This window comes from Mycobacterium sp. E1386, assembly GCF_001672745.1.
In the GTDB taxonomy this organism is placed as follows: domain Bacteria; phylum Actinomycetota; class Actinomycetes; order Mycobacteriales; family Mycobacteriaceae; genus Mycobacterium.
In genome coordinates this window covers 55,288-81,379 of sequence record NZ_LZKH01000261.1, presented here as the reverse complement: position 1 = coordinate 81,379, position 26,092 = coordinate 55,288, and the positions used below count along the sequence as shown (strand labels likewise).

Annotated in this window: 27 protein-coding genes; 12 read left to right on the top strand and 15 right to left on the bottom strand. The window is 63.9% G+C overall.

Features of this window, described 5'->3' with window-relative positions:
- Nucleotides 1–33 precede the first annotated feature (33 nt).
- Nucleotides 34–450 carry a hypothetical protein gene (locus tag A5709_RS26870; protein WP_068123729.1) on the bottom strand — a complete coding sequence of 139 codons (417 nt, stop codon included), beginning with the start codon at nucleotides 448–450 and terminating at the stop codon, nucleotides 34–36.
- Between the two features lie 107 nt (nucleotides 451–557).
- Nucleotides 558–1,076, bottom strand: a complete 519-nt coding sequence (locus A5709_RS26865) for a hypothetical protein (RefSeq protein ID WP_068008033.1) — start codon at nucleotides 1,074–1,076, stop codon at nucleotides 558–560.
- Between the two features lie 477 nt (nucleotides 1,077–1,553).
- On the opposite strand from A5709_RS26865, the gene A5709_RS26860 reads away from it, so the two are divergent.
- Entirely contained in the window at nucleotides 1,554–3,173 is a 1,620-nt protein-coding gene (locus tag A5709_RS26860) for an OB-fold domain-containing protein (RefSeq protein WP_068007998.1), read from the top strand.
- Nucleotides 3,174–3,230: 57 nt separating this feature from the next.
- On the opposite strand, the gene A5709_RS26855 is transcribed toward A5709_RS26860, so the two are convergent.
- The 6 genes from A5709_RS26855 to A5709_RS26830 form a co-directional block, all read right to left on the bottom strand.
- Entirely contained in the window at nucleotides 3,231–4,394 is a 1,164-nt protein-coding gene (locus tag A5709_RS26855) for an NDMA-dependent alcohol dehydrogenase (RefSeq protein WP_068008001.1), read from the bottom strand.
- 21 nt (nucleotides 4,395–4,415) lie between these two features.
- Complete coding sequence (locus tag A5709_RS26850) at nucleotides 4,416–5,867, bottom strand: aldehyde dehydrogenase family protein (RefSeq protein ID WP_231987082.1); 1,452 nt, start codon at nucleotides 5,865–5,867, stop codon at nucleotides 4,416–4,418.
- A 14-nt stretch (nucleotides 5,868–5,881) separates the two neighbouring features.
- Entirely contained in the window at nucleotides 5,882–6,676 is a 795-nt protein-coding gene (locus tag A5709_RS26845) for an SDR family oxidoreductase (protein ID WP_068008006.1), read from the bottom strand.
- The gene (locus A5709_RS26840; RefSeq protein ID WP_068123724.1) at nucleotides 6,669–7,949 is read right to left on the bottom strand and encodes an amidohydrolase family protein; all 1,281 of its coding nucleotides are present in this window, start codon (nucleotides 7,947–7,949) and stop codon (nucleotides 6,669–6,671) included. Before A5709_RS26840 ends, A5709_RS26845 begins: the two co-directional genes overlap by 8 nt.
- A 121-nt stretch (nucleotides 7,950–8,070) precedes the next feature.
- Entirely contained in the window at nucleotides 8,071–8,703 is a 633-nt protein-coding gene (locus A5709_RS26835) for a TetR/AcrR family transcriptional regulator (protein WP_068008013.1), read from the bottom strand.
- 54 nt (nucleotides 8,704–8,757) lie between these two features.
- Nucleotides 8,758–9,882, bottom strand: coding sequence for a dihydrodipicolinate reductase (locus A5709_RS26830; protein WP_068008015.1), 1,125 nt, complete (start codon nucleotides 9,880–9,882; stop codon nucleotides 8,758–8,760).
- Nucleotides 9,883–10,017: 135 nt separating this feature from the next.
- Between A5709_RS26830 and A5709_RS26825 the strand changes: the two genes are divergently transcribed.
- Complete coding sequence (locus tag A5709_RS26825; RefSeq protein WP_068008018.1) at nucleotides 10,018–11,163, top strand: ABC transporter substrate-binding protein; 1,146 nt, start codon at nucleotides 10,018–10,020, stop codon at nucleotides 11,161–11,163.
- Here the strand turns inward: A5709_RS26825 and A5709_RS26820 are convergent.
- On the bottom strand, nucleotides 11,155–12,213 hold the full coding sequence (locus A5709_RS26820; RefSeq protein ID WP_068123721.1) for a dihydrodipicolinate synthase: 1,059 nt from the start codon (nucleotides 12,211–12,213) through the stop codon (nucleotides 11,155–11,157). The genes A5709_RS26825 and A5709_RS26820 overlap by 9 nt on opposite strands.
- Nucleotides 12,214–12,338: 125 nt before the next feature.
- On the opposite strand from A5709_RS26820, the gene A5709_RS26815 reads away from it, so the two are divergent.
- From A5709_RS26815 to A5709_RS26800, 4 genes are read left to right on the top strand one after another with little or no spacing between them, the layout of a single operon-like run.
- Nucleotides 12,339–13,577 (top strand): cytochrome P450, encoded by a 1,239-nt coding sequence (locus A5709_RS26815; protein WP_068123717.1) that lies wholly within the window; start codon nucleotides 12,339–12,341, stop codon nucleotides 13,575–13,577.
- Nucleotides 13,578–13,591: 14 nt separating this feature from the next.
- Nucleotides 13,592–14,656, top strand: coding sequence for a dihydrodipicolinate reductase (locus A5709_RS26810; protein ID WP_068123712.1), 1,065 nt, complete (start codon nucleotides 13,592–13,594; stop codon nucleotides 14,654–14,656).
- Between the two features lie 20 nt (nucleotides 14,657–14,676).
- Nucleotides 14,677–15,618, top strand: a complete 942-nt coding sequence (locus tag A5709_RS26805) for an SDR family NAD(P)-dependent oxidoreductase (protein WP_068123709.1) — start codon at nucleotides 14,677–14,679, stop codon at nucleotides 15,616–15,618.
- Nucleotides 15,575–15,844 carry a hypothetical protein gene (locus tag A5709_RS26800; protein WP_068123706.1) on the top strand — a complete coding sequence of 90 codons (270 nt, stop codon included), beginning with the start codon at nucleotides 15,575–15,577 and terminating at the stop codon, nucleotides 15,842–15,844. The genes A5709_RS26805 and A5709_RS26800 overlap by 44 nt, the downstream gene beginning before the upstream one ends.
- Nucleotides 15,845–15,851: 7 nt before the next feature.
- Here A5709_RS26800 and A5709_RS26795 read toward each other — a convergent pair whose 3' ends face one another.
- Nucleotides 15,852–16,655, bottom strand: coding sequence for an SDR family NAD(P)-dependent oxidoreductase (locus A5709_RS26795; RefSeq protein WP_068123701.1), 804 nt, complete (start codon nucleotides 16,653–16,655; stop codon nucleotides 15,852–15,854).
- A gap of 32 nt (nucleotides 16,656–16,687) precedes the next feature.
- Complete coding sequence (locus A5709_RS26790) at nucleotides 16,688–17,446, bottom strand: SDR family oxidoreductase (RefSeq protein WP_068123699.1); 759 nt, start codon at nucleotides 17,444–17,446, stop codon at nucleotides 16,688–16,690.
- Between the two features lie 118 nt (nucleotides 17,447–17,564).
- On the opposite strand from A5709_RS26790, the gene A5709_RS29130 reads away from it, so the two are divergent.
- The 5 genes from A5709_RS29130 (at nucleotide 17,565) to A5709_RS26770 (ending at nucleotide 21,844) form a co-directional block, all read left to right on the top strand.
- Nucleotides 17,565–17,924, top strand: a complete 360-nt coding sequence (locus A5709_RS29130) for an SDR family NAD(P)-dependent oxidoreductase (RefSeq protein ID WP_255403473.1) — start codon at nucleotides 17,565–17,567, stop codon at nucleotides 17,922–17,924.
- Nucleotides 17,925–17,932: 8 nt separating this feature from the next.
- A complete protein-coding gene (locus A5709_RS29125) occupies nucleotides 17,933–18,406 on the top strand; it encodes an SDR family NAD(P)-dependent oxidoreductase (protein ID WP_255403472.1) in 474 nt (157 codons plus the stop codon).
- 101 nt (nucleotides 18,407–18,507) lie between these two features.
- Nucleotides 18,508–19,704 carry a cytochrome P450 gene (locus A5709_RS26780; RefSeq protein ID WP_068123695.1) on the top strand — a complete coding sequence of 399 codons (1,197 nt, stop codon included), beginning with the start codon at nucleotides 18,508–18,510 and terminating at the stop codon, nucleotides 19,702–19,704.
- Between the two features lie 275 nt (nucleotides 19,705–19,979).
- Entirely contained in the window at nucleotides 19,980–21,083 is a 1,104-nt protein-coding gene (locus A5709_RS26775) for a dihydrodipicolinate reductase (protein WP_369806140.1), read from the top strand.
- Nucleotides 21,080–21,844, top strand: a complete 765-nt coding sequence (locus tag A5709_RS26770; protein WP_068011945.1) for an alpha/beta fold hydrolase — start codon at nucleotides 21,080–21,082, stop codon at nucleotides 21,842–21,844. The genes A5709_RS26775 and A5709_RS26770 overlap by 4 nt, the downstream gene beginning before the upstream one ends.
- Here the strand turns inward: A5709_RS26770 and A5709_RS29320 are convergent.
- Genes A5709_RS29320 through A5709_RS26760 form a run of 3 tightly spaced genes read right to left on the bottom strand, consistent with a single transcriptional unit; the run spans nucleotide 21,779 to nucleotide 23,883 of the window.
- On the bottom strand, nucleotides 21,779–21,958 hold the full coding sequence (locus tag A5709_RS29320) for an SDR family oxidoreductase (protein ID WP_082953522.1): 180 nt from the start codon (nucleotides 21,956–21,958) through the stop codon (nucleotides 21,779–21,781). The genes A5709_RS26770 and A5709_RS29320 overlap by 66 nt on opposite strands.
- A 31-nt stretch (nucleotides 21,959–21,989) precedes the next feature.
- Nucleotides 21,990–23,048: a dihydrodipicolinate reductase gene (locus tag A5709_RS26765; RefSeq protein WP_197501078.1), complete on the bottom strand. Its 1,059-nt coding sequence runs from the start codon at nucleotides 23,046–23,048 to the stop codon at nucleotides 21,990–21,992.
- 46 nt (nucleotides 23,049–23,094) lie between these two features.
- Complete coding sequence (locus A5709_RS26760) at nucleotides 23,095–23,883, bottom strand: SDR family NAD(P)-dependent oxidoreductase (protein ID WP_068011944.1); 789 nt, start codon at nucleotides 23,881–23,883, stop codon at nucleotides 23,095–23,097.
- A 111-nt stretch (nucleotides 23,884–23,994) separates the two neighbouring features.
- Here A5709_RS26760 and A5709_RS26755 point away from each other — a divergent pair, with 111 nt between their 5' ends.
- The gene (locus A5709_RS26755) at nucleotides 23,995–24,435 is read left to right on the top strand and encodes a hypothetical protein (protein WP_068011943.1); all 441 of its coding nucleotides are present in this window, start codon (nucleotides 23,995–23,997) and stop codon (nucleotides 24,433–24,435) included.
- Here A5709_RS26755 and A5709_RS26750 read toward each other — a convergent pair.
- Nucleotides 24,425–26,044, bottom strand: coding sequence for a class I adenylate-forming enzyme family protein (locus A5709_RS26750; protein ID WP_068011942.1), 1,620 nt, complete (start codon nucleotides 26,042–26,044; stop codon nucleotides 24,425–24,427). The two genes, A5709_RS26755 and A5709_RS26750, sit on opposite strands and share 11 nt — an antisense overlap.
- Nucleotides 26,045–26,092: the final 48 nt, after the last annotated feature.

The window sequence follows — 26,092 nt, the reverse complement described above, 5'->3', positions numbered from 1 at the left end:
GGTGACATTAGTCAATGGCATCTTTGGCGGCGATCAAGGCTGGCTGCTGCGCCGCCTGTCCGGTGGCAAGCTGAACGTCAGGTCGTCGACGGCGACGAAATACCTATTCCGCCAAAGGGCGGCATCCGTCGGGTCATCGATGGTTACCTCGCTATCCCCAAGAGTGTCACGAACTTCGAGGACCAAGGCAAGTTTCGCCACCATGCTGGGTAGGCCCTTCGAATACCAAAGGTCGCGGAGGGCAACCAGATCACTTACGTTCTTGAGGTCATCGTTGAGCCCGATGATCTCCTCGGATTGACCAGCGTGCTTGGCTTGGATGGCCGTCAGTTTTCGTTGAAGTTCGGCCATCGACCGCTGGCGTTCGACTAGGTCACGCACGATGCTCCATACGGCGGCCGCCGGGTCCATGCGGAACGGCCCTTGGGCATCCATGTCGGGAATGCTCATCGAGGTTCGTCCCTTCCGGTCCGGTTCACACCATGGGGGCGCTTAGAGGCAGCCAACATCCGGCAGCAGATTGAGAATACACGCTCACAGTTGCCGATAGGAATCGTTTACGGCGACCGCGCCTGTGTGAAGGCAAGGAATCGGTGGGACGTAAATCGTTCGGGGGAGCCGCGGAATAACTCCGTGGACGCCACCTGTTCCGGCACTACTCCGGCGGCGAGCATCGCCTGGAGTTTGAAGGCACGCGCGGCGGGACTGAGTCGGTGCCTGATGTGTCCGACCGATTGATCGAGCGCACTGGGCCATTCGTTCCCGGGCATCGCCGTTGCGGCGTAGCCACGTGCCACTGCCTCAGTGAAATAGGCGCGCACCGAGAGGTTTTCCGAGAAAAGCCGATGCGAGGCGATGATCGCATCCGGCCATAGCGGATCCCCGCGGAGGCTATCGCGCCTAATCGGCGAACTGGTCTTGGCGCCCACGATTCGCAACGGCCGGTCATCGCGGGAAACCCCCAACTGCACGGTCACGTCCCACCCCGCCGATGACCAGTCGTAGATCAGGCCTCCCGCGGTGCGCACGACGTCGGTCTCGTCGGCTCCGAGGACTACCAAACAGTGTTTGGTCATTCGACCACGCAGGGTGTTCGCCGCGTCATTGAGCTCCGCGTCATCGGAGTGGATTGCCGGCGGGATCATCTGACTGCGGTCTCTGGCGCGGGCGGAGTACGCCGGCTATCGATAATCGTCCGTGGCGCAGCGGAGATCCTCCCGCGCAGGCCCATTCCTTTCGTCGCCGGGCCCGAGCCCGAACACGTTGCTGAACGCACCTGTACTGGCCCCACGGCTCAGAATGCCATCCTGATACCACTTGTACGCCCACACCCTTCTTTATCTCCGCTGACTTGCGAGCGGTAGACGCGGTGTCACGGTCCGGACTCGCGCGCTGTCCGGGCCCGTTCGGAAGAGGCAGGAGTTGTGTGACACCATGTCGGTAATGATCATACTTATTTCTGAGAATACCGGTATCCGCCGCGTAGGTCGGCTTGGAGCCGGGCATCCCCATTCAGTTCGACACGGCGATGGCCCTAGCCGAGTGCCCGGATCATGAGGCCACTACCGGAGATCACACCCTGGAATCAATGGTTTTGGACCTCGGGTGCGGACGGCAACCTACGCATTCAGCGTTGTCTCGAATGTCATACCTACGTGCACCCACCGGTGCCGATCTGCCCGGAGTGCCGCGCAACGTCGGCTGAACCTACCGTGGTTTCGGGACGAGCGACAGTAGTGGGCTACACGTTGAATGAGCATCCGTGGCTGCCGGGATTCGACCCGCCCTATGTGATCGCCGTGGTTGCACTCGACGAGTGCGCCCAGGTGCGCTTGACAACGAACATTGTGGGGTGCCGGCCCGAGGGGGTGCATGTCGGCCAGCGTGTCGCCGTCCGGTTCAAGAACGTTGACGACGTCTGGATTCCGTTGTTCGAGCCCACAGGCGGCACCGACGAGCGGGATCTAGTGGGTCCGGCGAGTTCGCCGGCGCCGCGATGCCCGCTGACAACAGAGCGCTTTGAGCATGGGTCCGTCATATCGGGCATTGGTCGCTCTGCGACGGGTCGCCGGCTGATGATCGATCCGTTGTCGCTTACGGTGGATGCGTGCTTAGCTGCGGTCAATGATGCTGGTCTGGAACTTGCTGATATCGACGGTCTTTCGACGTACCCGGGCCCCGTGGGTATGGGCATGAGTGAAGGCGGAATCGCGGCGGTCGAAGAGGCGCTGCGCGTGCATCCGACCTGGATCAACGGCGGCATGGATCTGACCGGTCAGGGCGGCGCGATCATTGCGGCGATGATGGCGGTGGCTTCCGGTCTGTGCAGGCACGTCCTTTGCTTTCGGACCGTGTGGGAGTCGACGTTTGCAGCCCTTCGCTTACGCGCGGGCGGCGGGCGGGTGGCTGGGCCACAGCAGTGGTCGTTGCCGTTCGGCGCGGCGTCCGCGGCCAACTGGATTGGGGTGAACGCCAACCAGTATTTGCACCGCTACGGCGGTGATCGAGAGCTCTTCGGCATGATCGCGGTGAACGCGCGCCGCAATGCGGCGCTCAATCCTGCGGCCATCTACCGCGACCCGATGACGATGGATGACTACTTCGCCGCGCGGGCGATCACCTCACCGTTCGGGCTGTATGACTGTGATGTTCCGTGCGACGGCTCGATAGCGATCGTGGTGTCCGACGCCACGGTGGCCGGCGATTTGCCGCGACCGGCAGTGCGCTGTGAGGCCGTCGGCACGCAGATCCTCGAACGCGTCTCGTGGGATCAGGGCACACTTACGCACGAGCCCCAAGTCATCGGCCAGGCGGCGCACCTGTGGAGTCGAACCGGCCTGCGTCCCAAGGACGTCGACCTTGCACTCCTCTACGACGGCTTTACCTTCAACTGCGTGTCATGGCTGGAAGCCCTGGGTTTCTGTGGCTTCGGCGAGGCCCAAGGATGGCTCGATGGTGGGCGGCGCATTGCGCTGGACGGCGAGCTGCCACTCAATACGCACGGCGGCCAGCTGTCGGAGGGGCGGCTGCACGGATTCGGATTCGTCTACGAAGCAGTGCTGCAACTGCGCCACCAGGCGGACGCTCGTCAAGTCGCGGATGCAGGCACCGCGGTCGTCAGTACGGGCGGGGGCGTGCCGTCCGGCGTCATGCTCTTACAGCGCGCGACCTGACCCGTGGTGCTCGTCGGATCTCTGAGCCGGGATTGGTTAAATGCCAGGTAGCACGGCTCACTCGAACGCGATGACGCTGCGGATGTTCTTGCCGGAGCGCAGGTCTTTCATGGCCTCGTTGATGTCGTCGAGCTTGTATTTCTGGGTGACAAGTTCGTCGAGCTTGATCACGCCCGCCTCATACATCGACAGCAGCCTGGGCATGGCTTCGCGCGGATTCATTTCACCGTAGAGCGTGCCTTTGAGGGTCTTGCAAGAGCTAACCATGTCCGCGAGGAGCAGTGGAACCATCATTTCGGTGAGCTTCGCCATCCCCGTCAGCACGCAGGTTCCGCCTTTGCGTAACAACATCATCGCGGTGAATACCAGGTCTACCGGCACCACACCCGGGGTGAGGACGACCCGGTCGGCCATCACGCCCCACGTGATCTCTTTGACCATTTCCAATGCGGCACCGGCGTCGCCGGCGGCATGCGTCGCACCGAAGGTCGGTGCCATCTCCCGTTTGAATTGGTTGGGGTCTACGGCGACGATGTGCTTGGCTCCCGCGACCTTCGCGCCCTGCACCGCATTCATGCCGATCCCGCCGACGCCGATCACGACCACCGTGTCACCGGCCTGCGTTCCTGCCGCTACCGAACCGGATCCGAATCCCGTTGTCACGCCGCAGGACACCAGCGAGGCGGCCTCCAGGGGGATCCAGTCGTGCACCTTGACCAGTGAACGCTCGGACGCCACCACATACTCGGAGAAGGTGCCGACCTGCATCATCGCCATGAGGTCTTCACCGCCGAGGTGGCGACGCCGGGTACCGTCGGTGGTCATCGCTTTGCTGTAGATGTCGGCGCCCACGTCGCACAGGTAGGTGTGGCCGGTGACGCACCACCGGCAACTGCCGCAGGCCGGGAGAAAGGAGACAGCCACGTGGTCGCCGGGCCTGAGCGTCTTCACCTCTGGGCCCACCGCTTCGACGACGCCGGCGCCCTCGTGGCCGCCGAGCATGGGGAACCATTCAGGCACCGGAATGCCTGATGCTCGCATCATCTCTTCCATCTCCGCGGTCGGAACACTGTCACCGGTATAGAAGTGTTCGTCTGAGTGACAGATGCCCGCGTAGGCCATCTTGACCAAAACCTCGCCCGCATGCGGTGGGTCCAGCTCGACCTCCGTGACTTCCCAATCCAGGCCCACACCACGCAACACCGCTGCTTTGGACTTCATTGTCGCTTCTCTCGTTGGGAGTCAGGCGGCCGGCCAGCCGACGGTCTTTGTCTCAGTGAAGATTTCGAGGCCCTCGATGCCGCACTGCCGGCCGACGCCTGATTGTTTGTAACCGCCGAACGGCGCGTCCGCGCCGTACCAGAGGCCGCCGTTGATGCCCAAGGTGCCGGTTCTGATCCGGCTCGCCACGGATTTGGCGCGTTCGAGGTCGTTGGCGAAGACGACGCCGGAGAGGCCGTATATCGATTCATTGGCAATTCGCACCGCCTCGTCGTCGTCGTCGAATCCGATGACCGACAGCACAGGTCCAAAGATCTCCTCTTGCGCGATTGTCATCTTGTTGTCGACGTTGGCGAACACGGTCGGCTCGACGAAATAGCCTTTCGGCAGGTGCTTGGGCACGCCGCCTCCGGTCACCAGCCGGGCGCCTTCCTGCTTGCCTTTCTCGATATAGCCGAGGACCCGGTCCTGCTGCTTTCTCGAGACCAAGGGTCCCTGTAGCACCGACGGATCAGTGGGGTCGCCGTAGTTGGTCTTTTCCATTGCGGCTTTGACGATTTCGACCGCTTCGTCGTAACGCGAGTTGGGCACCAGCAGGCGTGTGGGCATCGCGCATCCCTGACCGGCATGCATGCAGATGAACGCGCTGCCGCCCACCGGGCCGCCGATATCACCGTCCTCGTCGAGGACCAGGTATACGGACTTGCCACCGAGCTCGAGGAAGGTGGACTTGAGTGTCTGGGCAGCGTCAGCCATGATGCGTCTTCCGACCGCCGTCGAGCCGGTGAACGCCACCATGTCGACCAGCGGTGACGTCGAAATCACCTCGCCAACCAGGTGGTCAGATGATGGGACGATGTTAATCACACCCGGCGGGATGTCCGTCTGCTCGGCGACGATGCGGCCGATCCTGGTGGCGTTCCACGGGGTATCCGGGGCGGGCTTGAGCACGCAGGTGTTGCCCATCGCGAGGATGGGGCCGATCTTGTTGAGAATGATTTCGAAGGGGAAGTTCCACGGTGTGATGACGCCGACGACGCCGATCGGCTCCTTCCAGACCTCGCGGCTCGTCAGGCTGCCCAGTCCGAACGCATCCTTGGCGGGGAGCGAACGCTTCCAAGCGAATTGATCGATCATGTCGGCCGGCCAGGTCAGGGCTTCATTGAGTGGCACGTCTAGCTGCGGTCCATAGGTCGATAACACGGGACAGCCCACTTCGGCGACGAGTTCGGTGCGCAAGTCCTCGCGTTCGGCTTCGAGTGCTGTCTGTAGTTGGCGCAGTCCGGCTGCGCGGGCCTCGCCGTTGCGTGACCACTCGGTGTGGTCGAACGCGTGACGCGCAGCGGCGATAGCTCGGCCCATGTCGGCGCGGGTACCGTCGCTGGTGGTGCCCAGGACCTCCTCGGTCGCCGGGTTGACGTTTTCGAAATGTCGCCCGGTCTCGGATTCGACGAGCTTGCCGTCGATCAGCATTCGCGGTTCATGGTTCACCATTTGCGAAGTTCCTTCACTGCGTCGGAGGTGCGCGGGGCAAGGGTCAGGTAGGGGATGAAACTGCTACTCCCGCAACGGATCACGGAATTGACTACATCGGTCAGATGCTCGACGTCAATCAACCCGCCAAGCATGTACTTGTTCTCCATCCAATATCGGATGGCCGTCTCCAACGCGTCGGGATCCCAGGCCTTGTTGAACTCGGTCTGCGCGTCACCGCTGCCGCCGAGGCTGTCGCCCACCGCGAGGCGGGTGAAACCGATCTCAGGATGTTCGATGCGCCACGCCTCGACGAGCTTGTCCAACGCACCCTTCGTCACGGCATAGGCTCCGAGCAGCGGCCACGGAGTTGTATAGGACGCACTCAGCGACGACAGGTATACGGCCGAGCCCGCCGTCGCGGCCAGGTGTGGCGCCGCGGCCGCCGTGACCAGCGAAGCCCCGATGACGTTGGTGGCGAACAGCTGCGCCCATTGTTCCGCCGTCACCTCGCGCAGTGGCGCGAGGACGCCCATGCCGGTCGTGTACACCAAGGCATCAAGACCGCCCAGCGCGCCGACCACTTCGGACATCGCCTCGTGGCAGGTGTCGGCACTGGTGACGTCGCACGCCACGGCCACGGCTCCGTTGCCCGCTTCCTTGGCCGCGTCGACCAACCTGTCGTATCGACGCGCCAACAGCGCAACGTGCGCGCCCCGGTGTGCGAGCCCGATTCCGATGCACCGGCCCAGACCCGAGGAGGCGCCCACGACCGCTACTCGCAACGGGCGTTGTTCGTTGTCAGACATCGAGCTTGGCGCTCATACTGCCGAGGGTCGCGCCCGCGGTGCGTTCGAACCGGCCATGGTCGAAACTACGGATCTCGACATCGTGGTCACCGGCTTCGGCGCGCAGGGCGCCGACCGTGCATTGTTCTCGGGTGCGGTGCTGGAACGGGTCGAATGAGTACCAACGGCATGCGTTCTCATACGTGATCTTGTTGATCTCGTCGTCCGGGAGGTCCACCATGACCAGGGCAAGCTCCTCGGGTGCCGCGGGCCACGACGAGTCGGAGTGCGGGTAGTCACACTCCCAGGCAATGTTGTCGATGCCGATGTCATGGCGTAGCTTGACGCCAATTGGGTCCGCTATGAAGCAGGTCAGGAAGCGCTCGCGGAACACCTCACTGGGCAGGTTGTTTCCAAAGTCCTGGCCGGTCCACAGGTGATGCATTTCGTAGGTTCGGTCGAGTCGGTCGACGAAGTAGGGAATCCAGCCGGTGCCGCCCTCGGAAAGTGCGAAGCGGACGTCGGGAAACTCTTTGATGACGCGGGACCACAACAGGTCGGCGGCCGCCGAGCAGATGTTCATCGGTTGCAGGGTGATCATTACGTCGACGGGCGCGTTGTCGGCGGTCATGGTGATCTTGCCGGAGGAGCCCAAGTGGACGGAGAGCACCGTGTTGGTGTCCGACAGCGCCCGCCACATGGGATCCCAATACTCGTCGTGGAAGCTCGGGAATCCGAGCGTTGCGGGGTTCTCGGTGAAGGTGACCGAGTGGCAGCCTTTGTCGGCGTTGCGGCGGATCTCTTTGGCGCACAATTCGGGATCCCACAACACGGGCAGCCCCATGGGCAGGAAGCGCCCGGGATACGAGCCGCACCAGTCGTCGATGTGCCAGTCGTTATAGGCCTGGGTGACGGCGAGGGCGAGGTCCTTGTCGGGGTGGGTGGCGAAGAGCCGGCCCGCGAAGCCGGGGAAAGACGGGAAACACATCGATCCCAGCACACCGCCCGCGTCCATGTCTTTGATCCGCTCATGGATGTCGTAGCACCCCGGGCGCATTTCGTCGAAGGCGGTCGGCTCGACGCCATATTCCTCGCGTGGGCGACCCGCCACAGCGTTGAGGCCGATGTTGGGGACGATGGCATCGTTGAACATCCATACCTCCGAGCCGTCGGGTCGGCGAATGACTCGGGGCGCCTCGTCCGCGTACTTGCTTGGAAGCCTGCCCTCGAACAGGTTCGGCGGCTCCACCAGATGGTCGTCGACGCTCACCAGGATCATGTCTTCGGGCTGCATGTGTCTCCTTGCGACAAAATTCGAGAACGAGGCTATCAGATAATCAGAGTGACTATTGCAGTTTTCGGAAATACGCATTTCCGTAACGGGCGAAACGGGTCCGCATCTCCCGTTTCGCCGGTCAGCGTCGTGGCATCGTGCGAGGCTCGATGGCAAACGAGAGCAGGAGCCGGTCGAGGATCTTGGCGGCCCGACGGCGCGCCCTATCGGGGTTCGCGGAGTGTGCGACCAGAAGTGAAGCCTCCTCGAGCGCGGCGACCAGCATGTGTGTCAGCTCCCCGACGGGTTGATCGTCGATGCTGCCCTCGGCGATCGCCTCACGGACCGCCTCGTTGATCAGCGCGATGCTGTTGCTCTGCTGTATTTCGCGCAGGGTTTGCCAGCCCAGCACCACGGGTCCGTCGACGAGTATCACCCGCTGAACCGCGGGTTCCTGTGCGGCTTCGAGAAATCCGTGCAAACCCCGCGTGAGCCGTTCCCAGGCGTCCGCGCCCGGTGGCGGGGCAGCGATGGACTGGAGGGTGAGGTCATTTTCGACGTCTTCGAATACGGCGCGAAACAGCTCGGCCTTGTCTTTGAAGTGGTGGTAGAAGGCGCCGCGCGTCCCGACGCCCGACTTCGTCACGATGTCGCTGATGCTCGTGTTGAAGAACCCATGTTCAACGAACAGCTCGCGACCCGCGTCGATCAGGTCGCGACGGGTCTGCTCGCCCCTGGCGCGTCGATCGTCGTCCGCTCCGCCGCGCTTCGCCATGCCGACGATCGTAGCAACCTTCAGCTTGAATGTTGAGCGTCGGGATGGGTCGTTTCAGCGCACGATCCCGCGAACCGTCATGAGACCGAGTTCAGTGTGGGACTTGAAACCCGGCGGCGCATCGCAGATTGCGGGAATGGAGTTCACGGGTTCCATCGCCGTCCAGGCATAGCCGATGTAGCCGGGCTTCGCGTGCTCTCGGGCTTCCTGGCTGCCCCGCAGGATCAGCTCGGTTCCTGGGTCGCCCTCGATCACCACGCGGTAGTGGTAGTACGGTTCCCAATCAGGCTTCGGATCGATGGCGTCGTGTTCGATGAACGAGTAGAGCTCGTGCAGCGTGATGAACGGCCTGCCGTCCACCCACGCCGTCCAGAGGTGGTGCTGGGATGCGACTGTGCCCTCCTTGATCACACCCTTGAGGCCCGGCATGTCCATGTCCGGCGTTCCCTCATAGGGGATGTCGCGGGTGGCGGTGCCCAGCTCCACATCCGTCGTGAACTTCTCCACCGTTTTGCCCAGCCCCTCGACCACCATGGTCAGGGACTGCGCGAACAACGACCACGCGTCTTGGAAGAGATTGCCCTTCGCGAACTCCGCCGGGGTTTTGCCGAAACCCATCTCGTCCAAGTACTTCAACGTGTCCTTGTTGAAGTTCACCGCCTCGTAGATGTGGATGTGGTCAGTCTTGCCGACGATCCGCGCCAGCGTCAGGACGAGCAGGTCCGCCGCGTATCCGGGGTGAATCCCGCCTCCGTGGAACGAGGTACCGCCGGCTTGGCACGCCGCTTCGATCTTGTCGATGTCCGCGCCGTTGGTTTCGGTCCGATGCCACCACGCTCCGCCCGAGGCGACGACGCTCTTCCCGCCGCGGAGCAGGCGGCAGATCTCGTCGACGTCCGACCACAGTGGCGCATAGAAAACGCAGTCGGCATCGAGGGCCTCCAGGGCTGCCTTGTCGGTGGTTGCGAGCACGCCGATCGGCGCTACCCCGACGAGCTCGCCCGCGTCTTTGCCGACCTTCTCCGGACGATTACAGAGCACTCCGACGACTTCGTAGAGCGGGTTGTGTGCGAAGTGGCGCAGCGCCAGAGTCCCGACATTGCCCATGCCCCACTGGATCACGCGATACTTCTTCTCGGGTGTCGATGCACATGATTCCAGCGGTGATGCGAGCGTCATTGCGTCTCCTTCGGGCGGCCCCCCTCGCAAGGTACACCCCGAAAGGGCAGATATGCCGGTTACGTAAACCATCGTTTCCGGTTCGCGGAAAGGATGGCATCGGCGCGGACAACCTTCATCCGGTATGTTGCCGCTATGCCAGACGACGAGGTTCGCGCATACGGGTCGGTTGCTCCCCTGAAAGTCGGCCTGCTGAACGACTATCCGACTACCGGGGACACCGACAACGACAGCGTCGACGCGCTGCGCCTGGTGATGGACGAAGCCGTCTCGTCCGGGCTGGTCGATCGGCCGATCGAACTCTGCATGCGCAACGTGGTCGGCTTGCCCAACGGTACCTACGCCGCGGTGGAGAGGGCCTTCGACGAGCTGGTGGCCGAGGGCTGTCTTGCCATCTACGGCCCGTGGGTATCGGACAATGTGGTGCCGCTGCGTTCCCACGTCGAGGCCACCGCTCGGGTTCCGATCGTCACCCTGTCGGGGTCGGAGGGTGCCCTGGGCGATTGGTGCTTCGCGTTGAACAACGGCTCGATGCCGGAGGAGCCGGTGATGTTGGCCGCGGTGATGATCGGTGATGGCCGGTCGCGGATCGCGATTGCCTACGAGTCGTCGTTGATCGGAAAGGAGTACCTCACGTTCGCCGAGCGGGCTTACGACGCCGCGGGTCTGAAAATTGTTGGCACCGTGGCGATTCCCCAGGTGGAGGCTGATAAGTCGGAGGCGGTGGCCGCGTTGCGCGCAGCCGCCCCCGACGCTCTGGTGCACGTGGGATTTGGGCACGGTCTCTGGGGGTTTACGGACGCGCTGCTGGCGGCGGGCTGGGACCCCCCGCGGTACACGACGACGGCCTTCGAAATGGCGCACATCAACGCGGAGTGGAGGCGGCAGCTGTCGGGCTGGATCGGTCTGGACAGCTACGACGAGCGCAACCCAGTCGGTCAGGCCTTTCTCGACCGCTTCGAAGCCAGATACGGTCGTCGGCCCGGACACTCGATGCCCGGGCTGTCGCACGACGCGGCCACCGTGATCGTGCGCGGCCTCGCGGCGGCCCGTCCGCTCACCGGGGAGGGAGTGAAGAACGGGATCGAGCAGGTCAAGCTGATCCCGTCGGCCAGCGGCGCTCCCGGGACCTTCCTGCGGTTCGGCCGGTTTATCCGGCAGGGCTGGATGGGATCCGATTATCTCGTTGCCCGCAGGGTCCTACCGGACGGCAGTGCGCACGTCTTCCACGCGGCGCCAAGCGACCACATTGCCCGCGCGGTCGCGCGCGCCTCACGCTAGCTGGATCGCGCCGAATACCGGTGCGGTCACGATGCCGGGCGGTTGGGCGAGCACGTACGGAATCGCGCGAACCGCGCCCATCGCGATCATCAGGTGGCCCGGCATGGCGTGCTGCCCGGGCTGAGCCGAGTCATCGAACCCCACGTCGAGCTGGAGTTCGAAGCTCGGCTGTCCTTTGATGACCGCCCGGATCAGGGGCGCCTTCTCGCCGGGCCTCAGCGGAGCCATGCCCCACTGGGGGAGGTCGCGGGTGAGGACCCATTCCTCGTGAATGGCCAGCAGCGGGAGGCCCGACCAGTGTCCGACCCACGAGAATCGCTGTCCGACAACCGTTCCAGCCTCGATCGTGCCGGCGAGTACCTCGATGTCGTGCGGCAGTGTGGTGGCGTCGACCGCCACGTCGATGTGCGACAGGGTGATCCCGAGGACGTCGGCCGTCGCATTGAGCGCCTGGCGGTAGGCCATGTCGAGTTTCTTGATGATCGGGGAGTCGACGCTGACGTCTTCCGGTGGTCTGCCCATGCCCATGAGGTCGACCAGCATCGGCCGGCTATCCACGGCCGAAACGTCGGTCGCCTCGTAGAGATCGATGCGGTCGATCGTCTTGCTCAGCCCCGTCACCGTGGCGATGAGCCGCTCGAACATGAAGCCGGGGTTCTCGCCCGCGGCGTGGAACCGTGACCCGCCCTGCCGGCAGGCGTCGGCGAACGCCGATTCGGTCTCCGCACCGTAGGTGGGTAGGTGGTTGTACGACGTGGTCGTGATGACGGTGCTCCCAGCGGCCAATAGGCGGCAGATGTCCTCGGCGTTCGTCTCGATGACGTGTGCCTTGCTGGCCGTGTGCACGACGACGTCGGCGCCCAGTGCGACGATCGCGTCCTTGTCCGCCGTCGCGATCACGCCGGTCGTCGGCGGGAGACCGCAAAGGGCGCCGGCGTCGAGTCCCGTTTTCGCCGGGTCGTAAACCAGCACGCCGACGAGTTGATAATGGGGATTCTCGATCAGTTCCTGCAGTGCGGCCCGGCCCACGGCGCCGGTCGCCCACTGCACGACTCGAGTAACCAATCGAACGCTCCAGGTTGCGGTTTCGCGATGTAAGCCTTCTGGTTCATTCAACCTACATCATGTAGCTTTGCAACCGACAACATGTAGGTTGATGGCTGATGAGGTGGCGTGTGGCGGAGCCGAAGGTTGACGACGACATCGAGCAGCGCATCCGCGAGGCGCAGGAGAAGTTCAACGCCGGGATGGGCGCCGACGGCGACGCGACCCCGTACCCGCTCTTGCGCGAGCTGCGTCAAAAGGCGGCCGTTCACCCGGGCTGGCCGGAAATGGGGGTTCCCTGCGACGGGCCCGACGGCAAGAAGACCTTCACGGCTTACTCGTTCAACGCCGTCAAGGCCGTGTTCACCGACAACGCCACGTTCAGCACCCGGATCTACGAGGATATGGTGCGGCCGCTGCAGGGTCCGACGATCCTGGAGATGCAGGAGCCCGAGCACGCGACCTACCGCAGATTGCACGAGTTTGCGTTCGCCAAGTCCTCGATGAAACGCTGGGACACCGAACTCGTCGGGCCGCTGGTGAACCGCACGATCGCGAAGATTCGCGACGACAAGCGTGCGGACTTGGTAGCGGCGGTGTTCATGCCCATCCCGGTTCGGGTCATTGCGGCGCTGCTCGGGTTACCGGAGTCCGATATCGGCCAGTTTCACCGCCTGGCCATCGACCTGTTGGGCTTTCGCGCCGACATGGAGACCGCCTTGAAGGCGTCGGCGGAGATGAAGGAGTACTTTATCGGCGTGCTGGCCGACCGGCGCAAGTCGCCGAAGGACGACATGGTGACGATCCTGTCGGAGGCCGAGATCGATGGCGTCAAAATGTCGGACGAGCAGATCTACGGGTTCATGCGCAATCTCCTGCCCGCCGGAGCGGAGACCACGTCGCGATCGACAGCGAGCCTCGCGCTGGCCCTGTTGACCCACACCGACCAGCTCGACGCCGTGCGCGCCGATCGCGGTCTTTTGCCCCAGGCGATCGAGGAGGGCATCCGGTGGGAGACGCCGCTGCTGAATTTCATCCGGGAGGTCACCACTGACACCGAGTTCTTCGGGCTCGACATCCCGAGGGGATCGACGATGATGGTGAACCTGGGCAGTGCCAATCACGACGAGACGCGCTGGCCGGACCCCGAAACCTTCAATATCTTCCGGGAACGCAAGCCGCACATCGGGTTTGGCCACGGTGCGCACTTGTGCCTCGGGATGCACCTGGCCCGGCTGGAGAGCACCAAGTTCTTCAACGCGCTGTTCGACGAATTGCCGGGGCTGCGGCTCGACCCCGACGCCCCGCCCCCCTATGTGAGCGGCACGATGTTCCGTTCACCGCCGCGTCTCGACGTGGTCTGGGATTGAACGGACCGGCCGACATGACTCGCGTGATCCAATGGGCGACCGGGGTGACCGGAATGATGGCGCTGCGCCATGTGTTGGGCCGCCCAGACCTGGAACTCGTCGCGGTGCGCGTCTACGACCCGGCAAAAGCCGGCCTCGACGCGGGCACCCTGTGCGGGGTCGCGGAAGCGGGGGTGCTGACGTCTGCTGATCGGGACGCCGTCATCGCTACCGATGCCGATGTGGTGCTCTACATGGGCAAGGTGGAAATCGATACGCCCGGCTGCTTCGCCGACGTCTGCGATCTTTTGGCGTCGGGCAAGAGCGTGGTGGCCACCGGCAGCCGGTTCGTGCATCCCCGCTCGCTGCACGAATCGCTGGCCGACGGAATTGAAAAGGCCTGTCGTGCAGGCGGTTCGTCATTTCTCGGGCTAGGCCTCTACCCGGGCTTCGTCGGCGAGTCGCTGGTCCCGATCTTGTCCCGGCTCACCGAGCGCGCCGACCGGATCAATGTCCGGGAGGTGCTGAACTACTCGACCTACGCCAGCCACGACCTGATTTTCAACGCCATGGGTTTCGGGCATGCACCCGATGACACCACTCCGCTGCTGACCAACACCGACTACGCAGCAAGCGCATGGATCGGCAGCGCGACGATACTCGCGCAGGCCCTCGGACTCGAGATCCGGTCCGTCGAGGGATTTCGGGAAGTCGCGACGACGCCAAGGCCCTTAACGGTGGCTGCCGGGGACATTCCCGCGGGTACGGTCGGGGCGATGCGCTTCGGCGTGGTGGTCAACTGCGGCGAAACCACGCTTGCGGTAGAGCATCTCACCAGGATGGCCGACGACCTGGCGCCGCAGTGGCCGACGGAGATTGGCTATCAGGTGGCGTTCGAGGGCAAGCCCAACATGAGTTTTCATCTCGTCATAGGCTCGCACGGGGAGGATCACGCCGAGCAAGGCTGCCTGGCCACCGCCATGCACGCCATCAACGCAATCCCGGCCGTGATTGCGGCTGAGCCGGGTCTCTACGACCTGTCGACGATCACCCCGTTCGTCGCGCACTGGACCGAACGCGGCGCTGTGCCCACAACATAACTGTCTGCAGGAGGCCGAAATTGATCTCGTTCGCCGATCGCGTCGTCCTGGTGACCGGCGGTGCCCGCGGACTCGGGGAGGCGTATTGCCATGAATTTGCCCGTCGCGGAGCCGCGGTGGTGGTCCACGACAATGGCGCCGAAACCGACGGAAGTGGAGGCGATCCGGGCCCGGCTGATGACGTCGCCGCCGCAATTTGCGCCGCGGGAGGGCGGGCGGTGGCGTGCGCCTCGGACGCCAGCGCCGAACAAGGGGGGCGGGACGCGGTCGACCTGGCCGTCAGCGAATTCGGACGATTGGACGCGATCGTCGCCAACGCCGGCATCATCCACGACGACCCGTTGCCGGACTGGCCGACCGAACGCTTCGAGGCGCTGCTGCGCCACCACGTGTTGGCCGCCTTTCACGTCATCCGGCCGGGTTTCGCGGTGATGCGGGACGCCGGATACGGCCGACTGGTGTTCGTTTCCTCCGCGGCGGGGGTTTTCGGGCAGCCGGGGTTAACGGGATACGCCACGGCCAAGACGGGGATGCTCGGGTTGATGAACGTCGCGGCGCTCGAGGGTGCGGCGTTCGGAATACACGCCAACGCCATCATGCCGATGGGCGACACGCGGATGGCCATGGCGCTCATGGGGGATGCCGGCCGCACGCCCGATGCGCGGGCCTTCCTGGAGACGCTGCGGCTCGATCAAGTGGCCCCGGTCGTTGCCTACCTCGCCAGCGAGCACTGCACACTGACGCACAGGGTCCTGAGTGCATTCCGGGGAAGGGTAGCTGCGCTGCAGATCGGTGTGACCCGTGGCTGGTTCGGCGGCGACGGCGCCTTCGACGCCGAGGACGTGGCGGCCAACCTCGACCGTATCCTGGACCCATCGGAGATATTCGTGCCCGGCAGCATCTTTGACGAAATGGAGCATGCTTTCGCGGCGGCTCCTGTCGAGTCGCAGGCGAGTTCCTGACCGGTCCGGTCCGCGACCCTCGGCGAAGCGGCTCGACGTCAATCTGCGGTACTCCACCCCCGAGGAACAGGCCTGGCCCCTGATCTGCCTCGGCAGCCCGCGGCTGAGCTATGTGGGCGGCGAGGTGCTGTGGACCGACGGCGGCTGGAACGGCGCGATGACCATGGGCCGCCATCGGGCGCAGTGGGCCGAGAACCCCGAAGAAGCTCTGCCGACGAAGAGCTGATCTACGGTCAGATGAAGTCCGACCCGCCGTCGACGTTCACAGTGGCACCCGTCACGTAGCCGTTTCGCCGCGACGCCAGATAAGTGGTGACGGATGCGATCTCCTCGGGTAGCCCGGCGCGCCCGATGTCACACGGATGGCCGTACGTCTTCTCCACCCACCTCATCACGTGCTCCGGATCCGATGCGTCCAACCCGTCGACGGCCAGCACATCGCGCAGGATCTCGGTGAAGCTCGCCGTGACGATCGTCCCCGGGCACACGCAGTTGACCAGAATACGCTCGGCACCAAGGCTTTTGGATAGGTTCTTGGTGAAGCTCGCAAGTGCTGACTTGGCTGCAGTGTAGGCGACCAGGCGAGGGTTCTGTCGTTGGATCGAATGCGCAGACAGGGTGACGATTCGAGCCCACTCGGCCGATCTCAACAGCGGCAATGCGGCCCTGACGGAGCGCACGGCGGACAGGGTGCCGAGATCGAATGCGGAGCGCCAGTCGTCATCGTCCAGGTCTTCAAACGCACCGGCATTCGGACCAACGGTGTGCACCAGCACGTTCAGGGTGTTCCACGCATGACCAATGGAGGCAAAGGCCGACTCAATGGAATCGGCATCGGACATGTCGACGCTGATGGTCAGTACTTCGGGTGCCCCCGCCGCGCGGATTTGCCTCGCGGCCGAGTCCAGCGTCGCCTGGCCGCGCGCCATGATCGCCACGGAGGCACCTTCGGCCGCGAGACTCTCTGCGATCGCGAGGCCCATCCCCTTGCTGCCGCCGGTCACGACCGCTGTGGCGCCCTCGAAACCAAGATCCATTCAGTCGCCAGCCCTTCGCCGTCTGGTGATCGTCACCGAGTCTTGCCGATTCGCGGCGCAAGATGCACAATCTCGCTGACGACGGTGGGATTCGCGCGTGAAATGGCGATCAGGGAAAGCATTGCGTTGGCCACGTCGTCCACCGTGGACATCTCGTCGGGGATCTGGCCCGCTCGCGCCCAGGACCGGTACAGGTCGGCCAGTAGATCACGGTCGGCTCCGCGCAGGATCTCAGTGTCACAAGTGGGGCCGACGCTAACCCGGATCACGGCTAATTCGGGATGCTCGGCCCGCCAAGACCGCATTATCTCGTCGAGCGCGGCCTTGCTCGCGTGGTAGGCCGCTACACCGGCGCGGGGGCGGCCGACGTCATGGCTTGATGCGACGATAACCGTTGCGTTATCGGCCAAGTGGGGGAGGGCCGCTCGCAGCACATGGGACGCACCGACGGCGTTGACGGTGTAGGAATGCAGCCATGTCTCCACATCGGTGTCTTCGATCAGCACGAAGGGCACCACGGCGCTGGTAAACACCACCGCATCGAGCTTGCCGAAGTTGGTAGCGACCTCATCGACGACGGTCTCTACGGCCCGCGGCTCGGAAACGTCCAGTTCATATGCGGATCCGTGCAGCCGATCGGCCAGTTCCGAGAGTATGTCCACTCGTCGTGCGGCGAGTGCGACGTGCGCTCCCCGGGAGTGGGCGGCGATTGCCAACGCCTGTCCGACGCCCGAGGAAGCTCCGATGATCAACATCCGCATCCCCGCGATGTTGGAGTGCCGGTCGCTCATAACCCGCTTCCTTGGCCGAATCCGTAACTGACGGTCATACCCGATTCTCTCATGCGAGAATCATTGTTTTCGTCGAGGCCGGACTCGTTTGCGCCTCGGCGGTGAAACAGGAGGCGGAATGTTCGACTTCAATGGCAAGGTGGTGCTTGTCACCGGCGGCGGCGCCGGCATCGGGCACGCGACAGCGAAAGCCTTTGCCGACCTGGGCGCGTCGGTCGTCGCACTTGAGGTTGACCAGGCACGGTCCCAGCAACTGCGCAGCGCACTCGGCGACCGGGGGCTCGTAGTCACCGGCGATGCGACCGCTGCGGTCGACGTGTCGGCGCTCGCCGATGCCATCGGCAGTCGGTACGGGCGCCTCGACGTGCTGGTGAACAACGTCGGCCACTTCATGACGCGGCCGACCCCTTTCGAGCGGCTCACCGACGACCAGATCGATGACAATACCGCGTCAACCTCAAGCACATCTTCCTGGTAAGCCGGGCCATGCTGCCACTGCTGCGTGCCGCCGCCGGCGGTGCCAGTATCACGAACGTCTCGTCGATCGAGGGCTTCCGGGGCATACCGCAGTTCGCGGTGTACGGAGCCTTCAAGGCGGCGGTGACTGGCTTTACGATGAGCCTCGCCCTCGAGCTGGGCCCAGAGGGCATCCGGGTGAATGCCGTGGCGCCGGAAACCACTGATAGCGCCCAGGTGCCGCTGGACCGCATGATTCACCCATCGCAGAGACACAATATTCCGCGTTGGATTCCGCTGGGTCGCTTTGGAACCCCGCAAGACATCGCGGGCTGCATACTGTTCCTGGCGAGCCCGTTGGCGGCATGGGTGTCAGGGACCGTGGTGCATGCCGACGGTGGCGCGCTGGCCGCCGCGGGATGGTATCGCGACGATCGTGGCGCGTGGACGAACATGCCAGTCATCAACGGCAACAGCGCGAGTCCTGCGGAGCCGTCCGGCTGACGTCTGGCGAACTTGCCGAAAGGCTTGTTTGCGTTTCACGTGAACGCATATTCTCGTTCGGTCGAGGGTGTTTCTCGGCGCGAGGGAGGAAGGACCGCCGCGTGACACATACCGTGGACGCCGAGCCCTACTATGACCCGTTCGACTTCGAGATTGACGACAACCCGTACCCGGTGTGGAAGCGACTGCGGGACGACGCGCCGCTCTACCACAACGAGAAGTACGGCTTTTACGCGCTGAGCCGGTACGAGGATGTCGCGCGCGAACTGGTGAATTGGCGTGACTACCGCTCAGGCAAAGGCACCATCATCGAAGTCATACTGAACGGTGTCGATATCCCCCCAGGCGTGATTCTGTTCGAGGACCCACCAATCCACGATGCTCATCGCAGGCTGCTCTCTGGAGTGTTTACGCCGCGGCGAATGGCGGCTATCGAGCCGCTGGCTCGCGAGTTCTGCCGTCGCGCGCTCGAGCCGCTGATCGGAGAAGACACCTTCGACTTCATCGCGGACCTGGGCGCCTTGATGCCGATGCGAACCATCGGCTATCTCCTCGGGATCCCCGAAGAGAGCCAGGCCTCGATACGACGAAACACGGACAAGCTACTCGAGCTGAAACAAAGCGCGCCCCAGCAGGTCTTCGACGACATGATGACGCGCCAGTCACGACTGCTCGAAGAGTTCATCGACTGGCGCTATGAGCATCCGTCCGACGATTTGATGACTGAGTTGGTCAACGCCGAACTGGAGGAGCCCGACGGTACCCGTCGCCGCCTTACCCGCGCGGAGGTGCTCACCTATACCGGCACCGTCGCGGGCGCCGGCAACGAGACGACGACCCGCTTGATCGGGTTCGCCGGCGCACTGTTGTCGGACCACCCGGATCAGCGCCGTGAGCTGGCGGCCGATTTCAGTTTGATTCCCGGTGCTGTCGAGGAAATTCTGCGCTATGAGGCGCCGTCACCGGTGCAGGGCCGCTACGTGGCCCGCGACGTAGCGCTCTACGGGCAACGGGTCCCCGAGGGATCCGTGATGTTGTTGCTGAACGGGTCGGCGAATCGCGACGAGCGCCAGTTCCCCGACGCGGACAGGTTCGACATCCACCGGAAGGCGGCTCATCTGTCTTTCGGCCACGGCATTCATTTCTGTCTTGGTGCCGCGCTTGCCCGGGTGCAGGCCAAGGTCGCGCTCGAAGAGGTGCTGTCACGGTGGCCGGACTGGGAAGTCGACCACGAGAAGGCAAAGCATGCGCACACCACGAGTGTCCGCGGCTGGGCCACGCTGCCGGTGAGGCTGTGATGTGACGGAAGCCGTCGATTCGACAACCCATTCGCCTTGTGTCCACCCGCTCGAGACCAATGGGTCGCCGTTGGTGCGCAGGGTGGGGTGGGGACTGTTCGGGGCCGCGTATCTGGCTTCCGTCGTCCTGACCCTCGCCACCATTCAATCGGGCACTAACGCCGATCTCCTTTGCGGCCCTTATGGGCATCTGGAGCAGTCGGGTAAAGCGGGACCTTTCTACAAGTGAGCCACATGCACAGAGGATCACAGAGTGATTCCCGAAGGGAACGATGATGATTGACCGCGCATCCGCGCGCTATCGAGTCGCGCACATTGGGACGGGGCTCACCGGCAGTGAAGCGCTGCGGGCCGAGATTCTCGATCCAGCACTGGATCTCGTGGGCGTGCGCGTTTCCTCGCCCGGCAAGGTCGGAGTCGATGCGGGCCGGCTCTGCGGTGTGGCTGAAGTGGGTGTGCAGGCCACCGGCGATATCGCGGAAGTCATTGCACTGAAACCTGACTGCGTGTGCTACTGCGCGACCGCGGTCCGCCGCGAAGACGATGCGATCGCGGACATTGTCACGCTGCTGGAGTCGGGGATCAACGTCGTCACTATCTCGGCCATTCCGATGGTGTACCCGCCCGCCGCACCGCAGCACTGGCGTGCCGCGCTCGATTCGGCTGCCAGACGGGGCAACTCAACGTTCTATGCCACCGGTAGCGAGCCGGGGTTCATCAGCCTCAATCTTCCTACCGCCCTTCTCTCCGGGGCCGGTACCGTGGATTCGTACCGGATGGATGAGTACGCGCTGGACTTGGACAAGGCCTATCCAATCTGGGATGTGCTGCATGAGTCGATGGGTTTCGGGAAGCCGGACGGCCACACGCCGGTCCGCATAGCTTCGGGCAAGGTAAGGCATGACTGGGAGACGGTCGTGCGCTATCTCGCCGATGTGCTCGGAATCGACCTCGACCGTGTAGAGCTCGACTGGGAGACATTGCTGGCTCCGGCCGACCTGCCTACGGCCCTCGGGGTGGTGCCGTCGGGCACGATTTGCGGGCACCGTTGGCAACTCTCTGGAGTTGTCGATGACCGGAAAGCGGTGGCAGTGCAATACTTCGCTACCGTGACTTCGACCCCGTGGCCCGAACACTGGCCCAGGCCTTCGCGCGAAGGGCAGGGCGGCATGGTCTTTCGTGTTGAGGGCGACCCAAGTATGAGCCTGGAACTGTACCTCGAGCCGTCCGAGCACAACCGGATAAATCCCGGAATATCGGCCACCGCGATGGCGGCGGTGAATGCCATTCCTCGTGTGGTCGCCGCGGCCCCCGGTGTCATCGGGTTGCCGTTGGCCGGACCTGAGATCGTCACTCGACTCTCGTCCACTCGAACATGACGCTGTTCGCGTTGCTGCACGGCGGCCTGCATTATGGCTCATGCTGGGACAGGGTCGCGGTGGAACTCGCGCGGCGCGGTCATCGGGTCGTTGCGCCGGATCTGCCGGTCGACGACGACTCGGCGGGTGCCCTGGAATGGGCGCGCGTGGCGATCGACGCGATCGAGGAAGCCCGGGTCGGTGGTACCGCGTCCTCCGACATAGCCGAAGATATCGTCGTCGTGGCACACTCGCTCTCGGGATTGTGCGCACCGGTGATCGCCACGCTCTACCCGGTGCAAAAAATGGTCTTCGTCGGCGGCCTCCTGCCCGTGCCCGGACAGTCGTTCGCCGACCACCTGGCCGCCAACCCCGATGCGATCGCCTTTCCAGAGCCGCAAGAACGCGGTGCCGGACCGTTCGGTCTGGGATGGGAGTCGGTGTGGGAGGGCTTTTACCATGACTGTCCAGAACCGCTGGCGCGGAAAGCGTTCGAAGAATTGCGACACCAATCCTTCACCGTGTTCATCGAACGTTGCCCGATCGACCGCTGGCCCGACACCCCTTCGGATTACGTGCTGATGCGGGATGACCGCGCGGTCGGCGAGTCCTGGGCCCGGCGCAATGCGGTCGATCGGATCGGGGCTCGCGTCATCGAGTTGGACGGTGGCCACTCACCGTTTTTTGCCCGACCGGCCGAACTGAGCGCGGTCCTGCTACGCCTGGGCAACCCCGACATCGACGGAAATCGCGGCTGCCGTGACGAATCTCGACTCATCTGAGGCCAGCCACGCAACCGCGTTGGCGACATCTTCGGGCATTGTGACGGCATTCGGAATCAGTTGCTTGCTGAAGCCGTACTGGGGATGCGAGTAGGACTCGGCCGCTTCCTGCATCGCTTCGATCCCGCGGCCCGATGTTTACCGTCTAGCTCACATCCACCGCGTTGCGGGGCGCGGTGATCGGCAGGTCCAATGACGTCGCGATGCCGGGGGCCGCATCGATGACATACGGTATGGCATTGACCACCCGCATGGCAGTCGCCTCCATCGCGTTGTCGTTCGCCGATGCTGCGGTGCCTTCGGTGCCGAAGCGAAGATCGCAGTGGATGTGTGGTTCGCCCTCGATGACGATGCGGTAGGTGCCATGTGGCGCCGACGCCCACTCCGGCGCCAGGTCGGGAGCCATGCGGTTGATGTGCTCGATGCTGATGACGGGGCGGCCATTGACCACCCCGGTGGTTTCGGCTCTCACCGCGCCACAGGTACCGGCCGGAATCAACCCGCATGCCACGTGTAAATCCCTTGGCGTCGCGACGCGCTCGTAGCTTTCGGTGATGGTGTCGAGCTCGACGCCGAGGGCCCGCGCCACCAGACCGATTGGAGGTCCCCAGGCGAACTGCTGTGCACCCTCCAGCTCCAGGAGCGGTGTGAAATTGAGCGGCCGGCCAAAGCCCATGGCGTCGAACATCAGATACTCGTTGGGATAGGCCGAGTAGTCGAAAATCTCCTGGGCGCGAACCGAACGGATGGTGTTGGACAAAGTCGACAGTATGACGGCGAACTGGTCGCCGGCGAATCCCGGTTCGATACCCGACGTGTAGATCGTGACGCCCCCGGCCAGCGCCGCGGCTCGTACCTGGTCGGCCAAGTCGGGAATCCATCTGTCGGGAAACATCATTCCCGGCGTGTTGGTCGTGACGACGTTGATGCCCGCTTGCAGGAATCGGACATAGTCGCGAACCGCGGCCGCGTCCATCTCTTCGCTGGCGGCCGCGTAGACGACACAGTCGGGCTTGAGCTTGATGATGTCGGCCAGGTCGGCGGTGGTCGTCACGCCAATCGGGCCGAGCCCGACGACCTCACCCGCGTCGCGCCCAGCCTTGCCCGGACTATGCACCCATACGCCGACCAGGTCGAGGTGCGCGCGGCGGTTGATCGCTCGCAACGCGATGCTTCCCACGCCGCCCGTCGAGATGACTGCCACGCGTGCCACCTTGTCCGCCACGGTACTTGCTCCTGTGATGTATCGGCTACAGATCGGGTATCGGAAGGGAGGAGTTCGGTCCTTGAAGGCCGCCGTCGACGATGAAAGTCGAACTGGTGGCGTAGCAATCGCGGGTGCACAGATACAGTGCCAGCCTCCCGAGGTCTGCCACGTCGCCGATACGGTGTAGGGGCGTCAGCTCCTTTAATTTCTCCTCGGAACCCGGCATCAGGTCGAAGCTGGATTGCAGCCCGGTCGTCATGAATGCGCCCAGGGCGATCGCGTTCACGCGGATCTTGGGGGCGAGCTCCTGTGCCATGGCGCGGGTCAGGGCTTCGAGCCCACCCTTGGCCACCGAGTAGGGCAACAATCCTCGGATCCCGAATCGGCCGGCTCCTGAGGAGATGTTGACTATCGAGCCTCGGCCCACCGTCAACATGTGCGGCACCGCCAGTTGGCTCATGGTGAACGCTGAAGTGACGCAATAGTCGAACGTTTCCCGGAGGTTGTCGTCGGTCAGGCCCAAAAATGGCCCGTAAGTCGCGAAACCGACGTTGTTGACGAGGATGTCGATGCGGCCGAATTTGTCGACCGCGGTCTGGACGACGCGCTCGCTGTCGGAGCGTTGCAGCGCGTCGGCGGTGACCGCGAGGCCTTTGCCACCCGTTTTTTCGATCTCTCTGAACGTCTGCTCGACCTCGGACGAGGTCCGAGCCGTACCAACGACAGTGGCACCGGCTTCGGCGAGTACCTTGGCGATACCCTCACCGACGCCGCGCCCGGCGCCGGTGACTATTGCCACCTGGCCGTCTAGGTTGAACTGTTCAAGTGCCACGAAGCGCCTCTCCGCCAGGACGTGTGGGTATGCAGGCGCGAATCTACCGTATTGAGAATGATTATTTCCGGTAATTGAAATCTACCTTTGTGAGCTCGTAGAGTCATTGACATGGCGCCCCCTCTGCCTCATTTGCACCACGTTGTGTTCGCGGTCGGACTCGACCGGCTCGACCGTGCTGCCGATTACCTGGGCGCTTTGGGCTTTCAATTCCAGGCTTTCGAGCTCGAGCACTTAGGTCTGCAAGTCCGCCTGGACTGGGACCGCGGATTCGAGCTCGTCGCCCCGACCGCCACGGCACCAACGGAGGCCGGTACGGCGGCCGACTTCCTCGCGCGCAACGGCGACGGGCTGTTCTCCGTCATCGTGCGGGTGGCGGATTGCGCTGCGGGCGAATACATCGCCGCGAGGTACGGCGTTAAGTCCGACTTCCGGCAGCGGCACGAAGGCGAGGGATTCGAGTTGACCGAAGTCAAATTGGAGCCGTTATTCGGCATCCCGTTGACGTTGATGGCCACGGACATGGCCGACGGGCAGCCGGTCAACCCCTAGCCGAGTGCAGCCATTCGCTGAGTTGGCGCGCCAGCTCCGACTTCTTGACCTTGCCGGTCGCGGTGAACGGGAGGTCTCGCTTGGCGGTGACCCAAATGTACTTCGGGACCTTGTACGCTGACAGTCGATCGCGCAGTTGCACCCGCAATGACTCTGCGTTGAGTGCGGATTCGCCGCGTGGCACCACCGCCGCTGCGACCACCGTTCCGTGCTCAGTGCTCTCCGCTCCGACCACGTATGCCTCCAGCACACCGTCGCAGTCGGCCAGTGCCAGTTCGACTTCGCTGGGTGTGACGTTGGTGCCGCCACCGGTCTTGATCAAATCGCCCAACCGTCCGGTGAACTTGATCCAGCCGTCGTCGTATTCGATGCCGCAATCGCCCGTTCGGTAGTAGCCGTCGGGCGTGAACACGTCCTCGCGCTCACATTTGTGCAGCCGTTGCATCAACGAATACCCGCGAACCCATATTTCGCCGGGCGTGCCATTGGGCGCCGCCTGTCCCGTGTCGGGGTCGACGATCAGGTGGTGCAGCCCTTCGATTGGTGGGCCGCCGGTTTCGGACCGATCGGGCGTTTGCGGCAGATACGGATCGATGCCGAGGTGATTGCCGCACAGCTCGGTCATTCCCAGGCCGCTGGAACCCTTGGGCTGATGGAGGGGTGGCACCATCGCGGGCATGCTGGTGCGGTGCACCGAACTCAAATCGCGTGCTGAGAAGTCGGGATGCTCGGACAGCGTCTTACCCTGCTGTGGCCAGCCCAGTGCGATGGTCGCGTGGTGTCGCTCCATGAGTTCCAAGGCCCCTGCTGCATCGAACGCGGGCTGAGTGATCAGTGTCGCGCCGTGATGGATTACCGCATGCAATCCTGTGATCAGCCCGCCCACCCAGAAGAAGGGCATGGACGTGAACATCACGTCGTCGCGGGTGACGGCGTACATGAAGGTGAGGTTGTAGGTGTGGCGGACCAGCGTGCCATGGGTGTGCACAGTCCCTTTCGGGTCGCCTGTACTGCCCGAGGTGTAGATGATCATCACCTCGTCGGCCGGTGTCACACACGATTCCACATCGACGAGGAAGTCGGTGTCGGCTGCGGACAGCGCGTCGTCGGCGTTGATCCTCGTCGTCCAGGCCCGATCGGACGGCCCCCACACCGCGACGGTCCGCAGGAACGGCGCCTTGCGCACCATGATGCGACCTGGCCGGTCCTGACCGGCGAGACCCGGCAGCGCATCTTCCAGCCGGGTCAAGAAATCGTGGTTGCGGAACCGCGACCACGTCAGGATCGCTCTTAGGTCAGCATGTCGGGCGGTCCAGGCCAGTTCGGAGGCCTTGTAGAAGGTGTTGAGGGGAACAGCGACCGCGCCGATGCGTGTGGTGGCAAACCACGCCAGTGCCCAGTCGACGCTGTTGGGCATCAGGATTCCGACATGGTCGCCCTTGCTGATGCCATGCGCCAACAAGGCAGTGGCCAGCGCGGCTGAACGCCGGTCGAGGTCGGCATAGGACAAGCTCCGCCCGTCGGCGATGAGGAATGGCCTGTCGCCGAAGCGCGCTGCGCAAAACCTCACCAGTGCAGGGATCGTGGGCAGGATCGTCGGAAAGGGCATAAGCGCAGAATAGTAGCCTTTCCGATAAACGAGAACACGGGTTCTCAT

What these genes read in the sequence shown, in the direction of transcription:
- A5709_RS26870 (WP_068123729.1), bottom strand. Translation starts at nt 450, where the DNA reads ATGAGCATTCCCGACATGGATGCCCAAGGGCCGTTCCGCATGGACCCG.
- A5709_RS26865 (WP_068008033.1), bottom strand. Translation starts at nt 1,076, where the DNA reads ATGACCAAACACTGTTTGGTAGTCCTCGGAGCCGACGAGACCGACGTC.
- A5709_RS26860 (WP_068007998.1), top strand. Translation starts at nt 1,554, where the DNA reads ATGAGGCCACTACCGGAGATCACACCCTGGAATCAATGGTTTTGGACC.
- A5709_RS26855 (WP_068008001.1), bottom strand. Translation starts at nt 4,394, where the DNA reads ATGAAGTCCAAAGCAGCGGTGTTGCGTGGTGTGGGCCTGGATTGGGAA.
- A5709_RS26850 (WP_231987082.1), bottom strand. Translation starts at nt 5,867, where the DNA reads ATGCTGATCGACGGCAAGCTCGTCGAATCCGAGACCGGGCGACATTTC.
- A5709_RS26845 (WP_068008006.1), bottom strand. Translation starts at nt 6,676, where the DNA reads ATGTCTGACAACGAACAACGCCCGTTGCGAGTAGCGGTCGTGGGCGCC.
- A5709_RS26840 (WP_068123724.1), bottom strand. Translation starts at nt 7,949, where the DNA reads ATGCAGCCCGAAGACATGATCCTGGTGAGCGTCGACGACCATCTGGTG.
- A5709_RS26835 (WP_068008013.1), bottom strand. Translation starts at nt 8,703, where the DNA reads ATGGCGAAGCGCGGCGGAGCGGACGACGATCGACGCGCCAGGGGCGAG.
- A5709_RS26830 (WP_068008015.1), bottom strand. Translation starts at nt 9,882, where the DNA reads ATGACGCTCGCATCACCGCTGGAATCATGTGCATCGACACCCGAGAAG.
- A5709_RS26825 (WP_068008018.1), top strand. Translation starts at nt 10,018, where the DNA reads ATGCCAGACGACGAGGTTCGCGCATACGGGTCGGTTGCTCCCCTGAAA.
- A5709_RS26810 (WP_068123712.1), top strand. Translation starts at nt 13,592, where the DNA reads ATGACTCGCGTGATCCAATGGGCGACCGGGGTGACCGGAATGATGGCG.
- A5709_RS26800 (WP_068123706.1), top strand. Translation starts at nt 15,575, where the DNA reads ATGCTTTCGCGGCGGCTCCTGTCGAGTCGCAGGCGAGTTCCTGACCGG.
- A5709_RS26795 (WP_068123701.1), bottom strand. Translation starts at nt 16,655, where the DNA reads ATGGATCTTGGTTTCGAGGGCGCCACAGCGGTCGTGACCGGCGGCAGC.
- A5709_RS26790 (WP_068123699.1), bottom strand. Translation starts at nt 17,446, where the DNA reads ATGAGCGACCGGCACTCCAACATCGCGGGGATGCGGATGTTGATCATC.
- A5709_RS29130 (WP_255403473.1), top strand. Translation starts at nt 17,565, where the DNA reads ATGTTCGACTTCAATGGCAAGGTGGTGCTTGTCACCGGCGGCGGCGCC.
- A5709_RS29125 (WP_255403472.1), top strand. Translation starts at nt 17,933, where the DNA reads ATGCTGCCACTGCTGCGTGCCGCCGCCGGCGGTGCCAGTATCACGAAC.
- A5709_RS26775 (WP_369806140.1), top strand. Translation starts at nt 19,980, where the DNA reads ATGATTGACCGCGCATCCGCGCGCTATCGAGTCGCGCACATTGGGACG.
- A5709_RS26770 (WP_068011945.1), top strand. Translation starts at nt 21,080, where the DNA reads ATGACGCTGTTCGCGTTGCTGCACGGCGGCCTGCATTATGGCTCATGC.
- A5709_RS29320 (WP_082953522.1), bottom strand. Translation starts at nt 21,958, where the DNA reads ATGCAGGAAGCGGCCGAGTCCTACTCGCATCCCCAGTACGGCTTCAGC.
- A5709_RS26755 (WP_068011943.1), top strand. Translation starts at nt 23,995, where the DNA reads ATGGCGCCCCCTCTGCCTCATTTGCACCACGTTGTGTTCGCGGTCGGA.
- A5709_RS26750 (WP_068011942.1), bottom strand. Translation starts at nt 26,044, where the DNA reads ATGCCCTTTCCGACGATCCTGCCCACGATCCCTGCACTGGTGAGGTTT.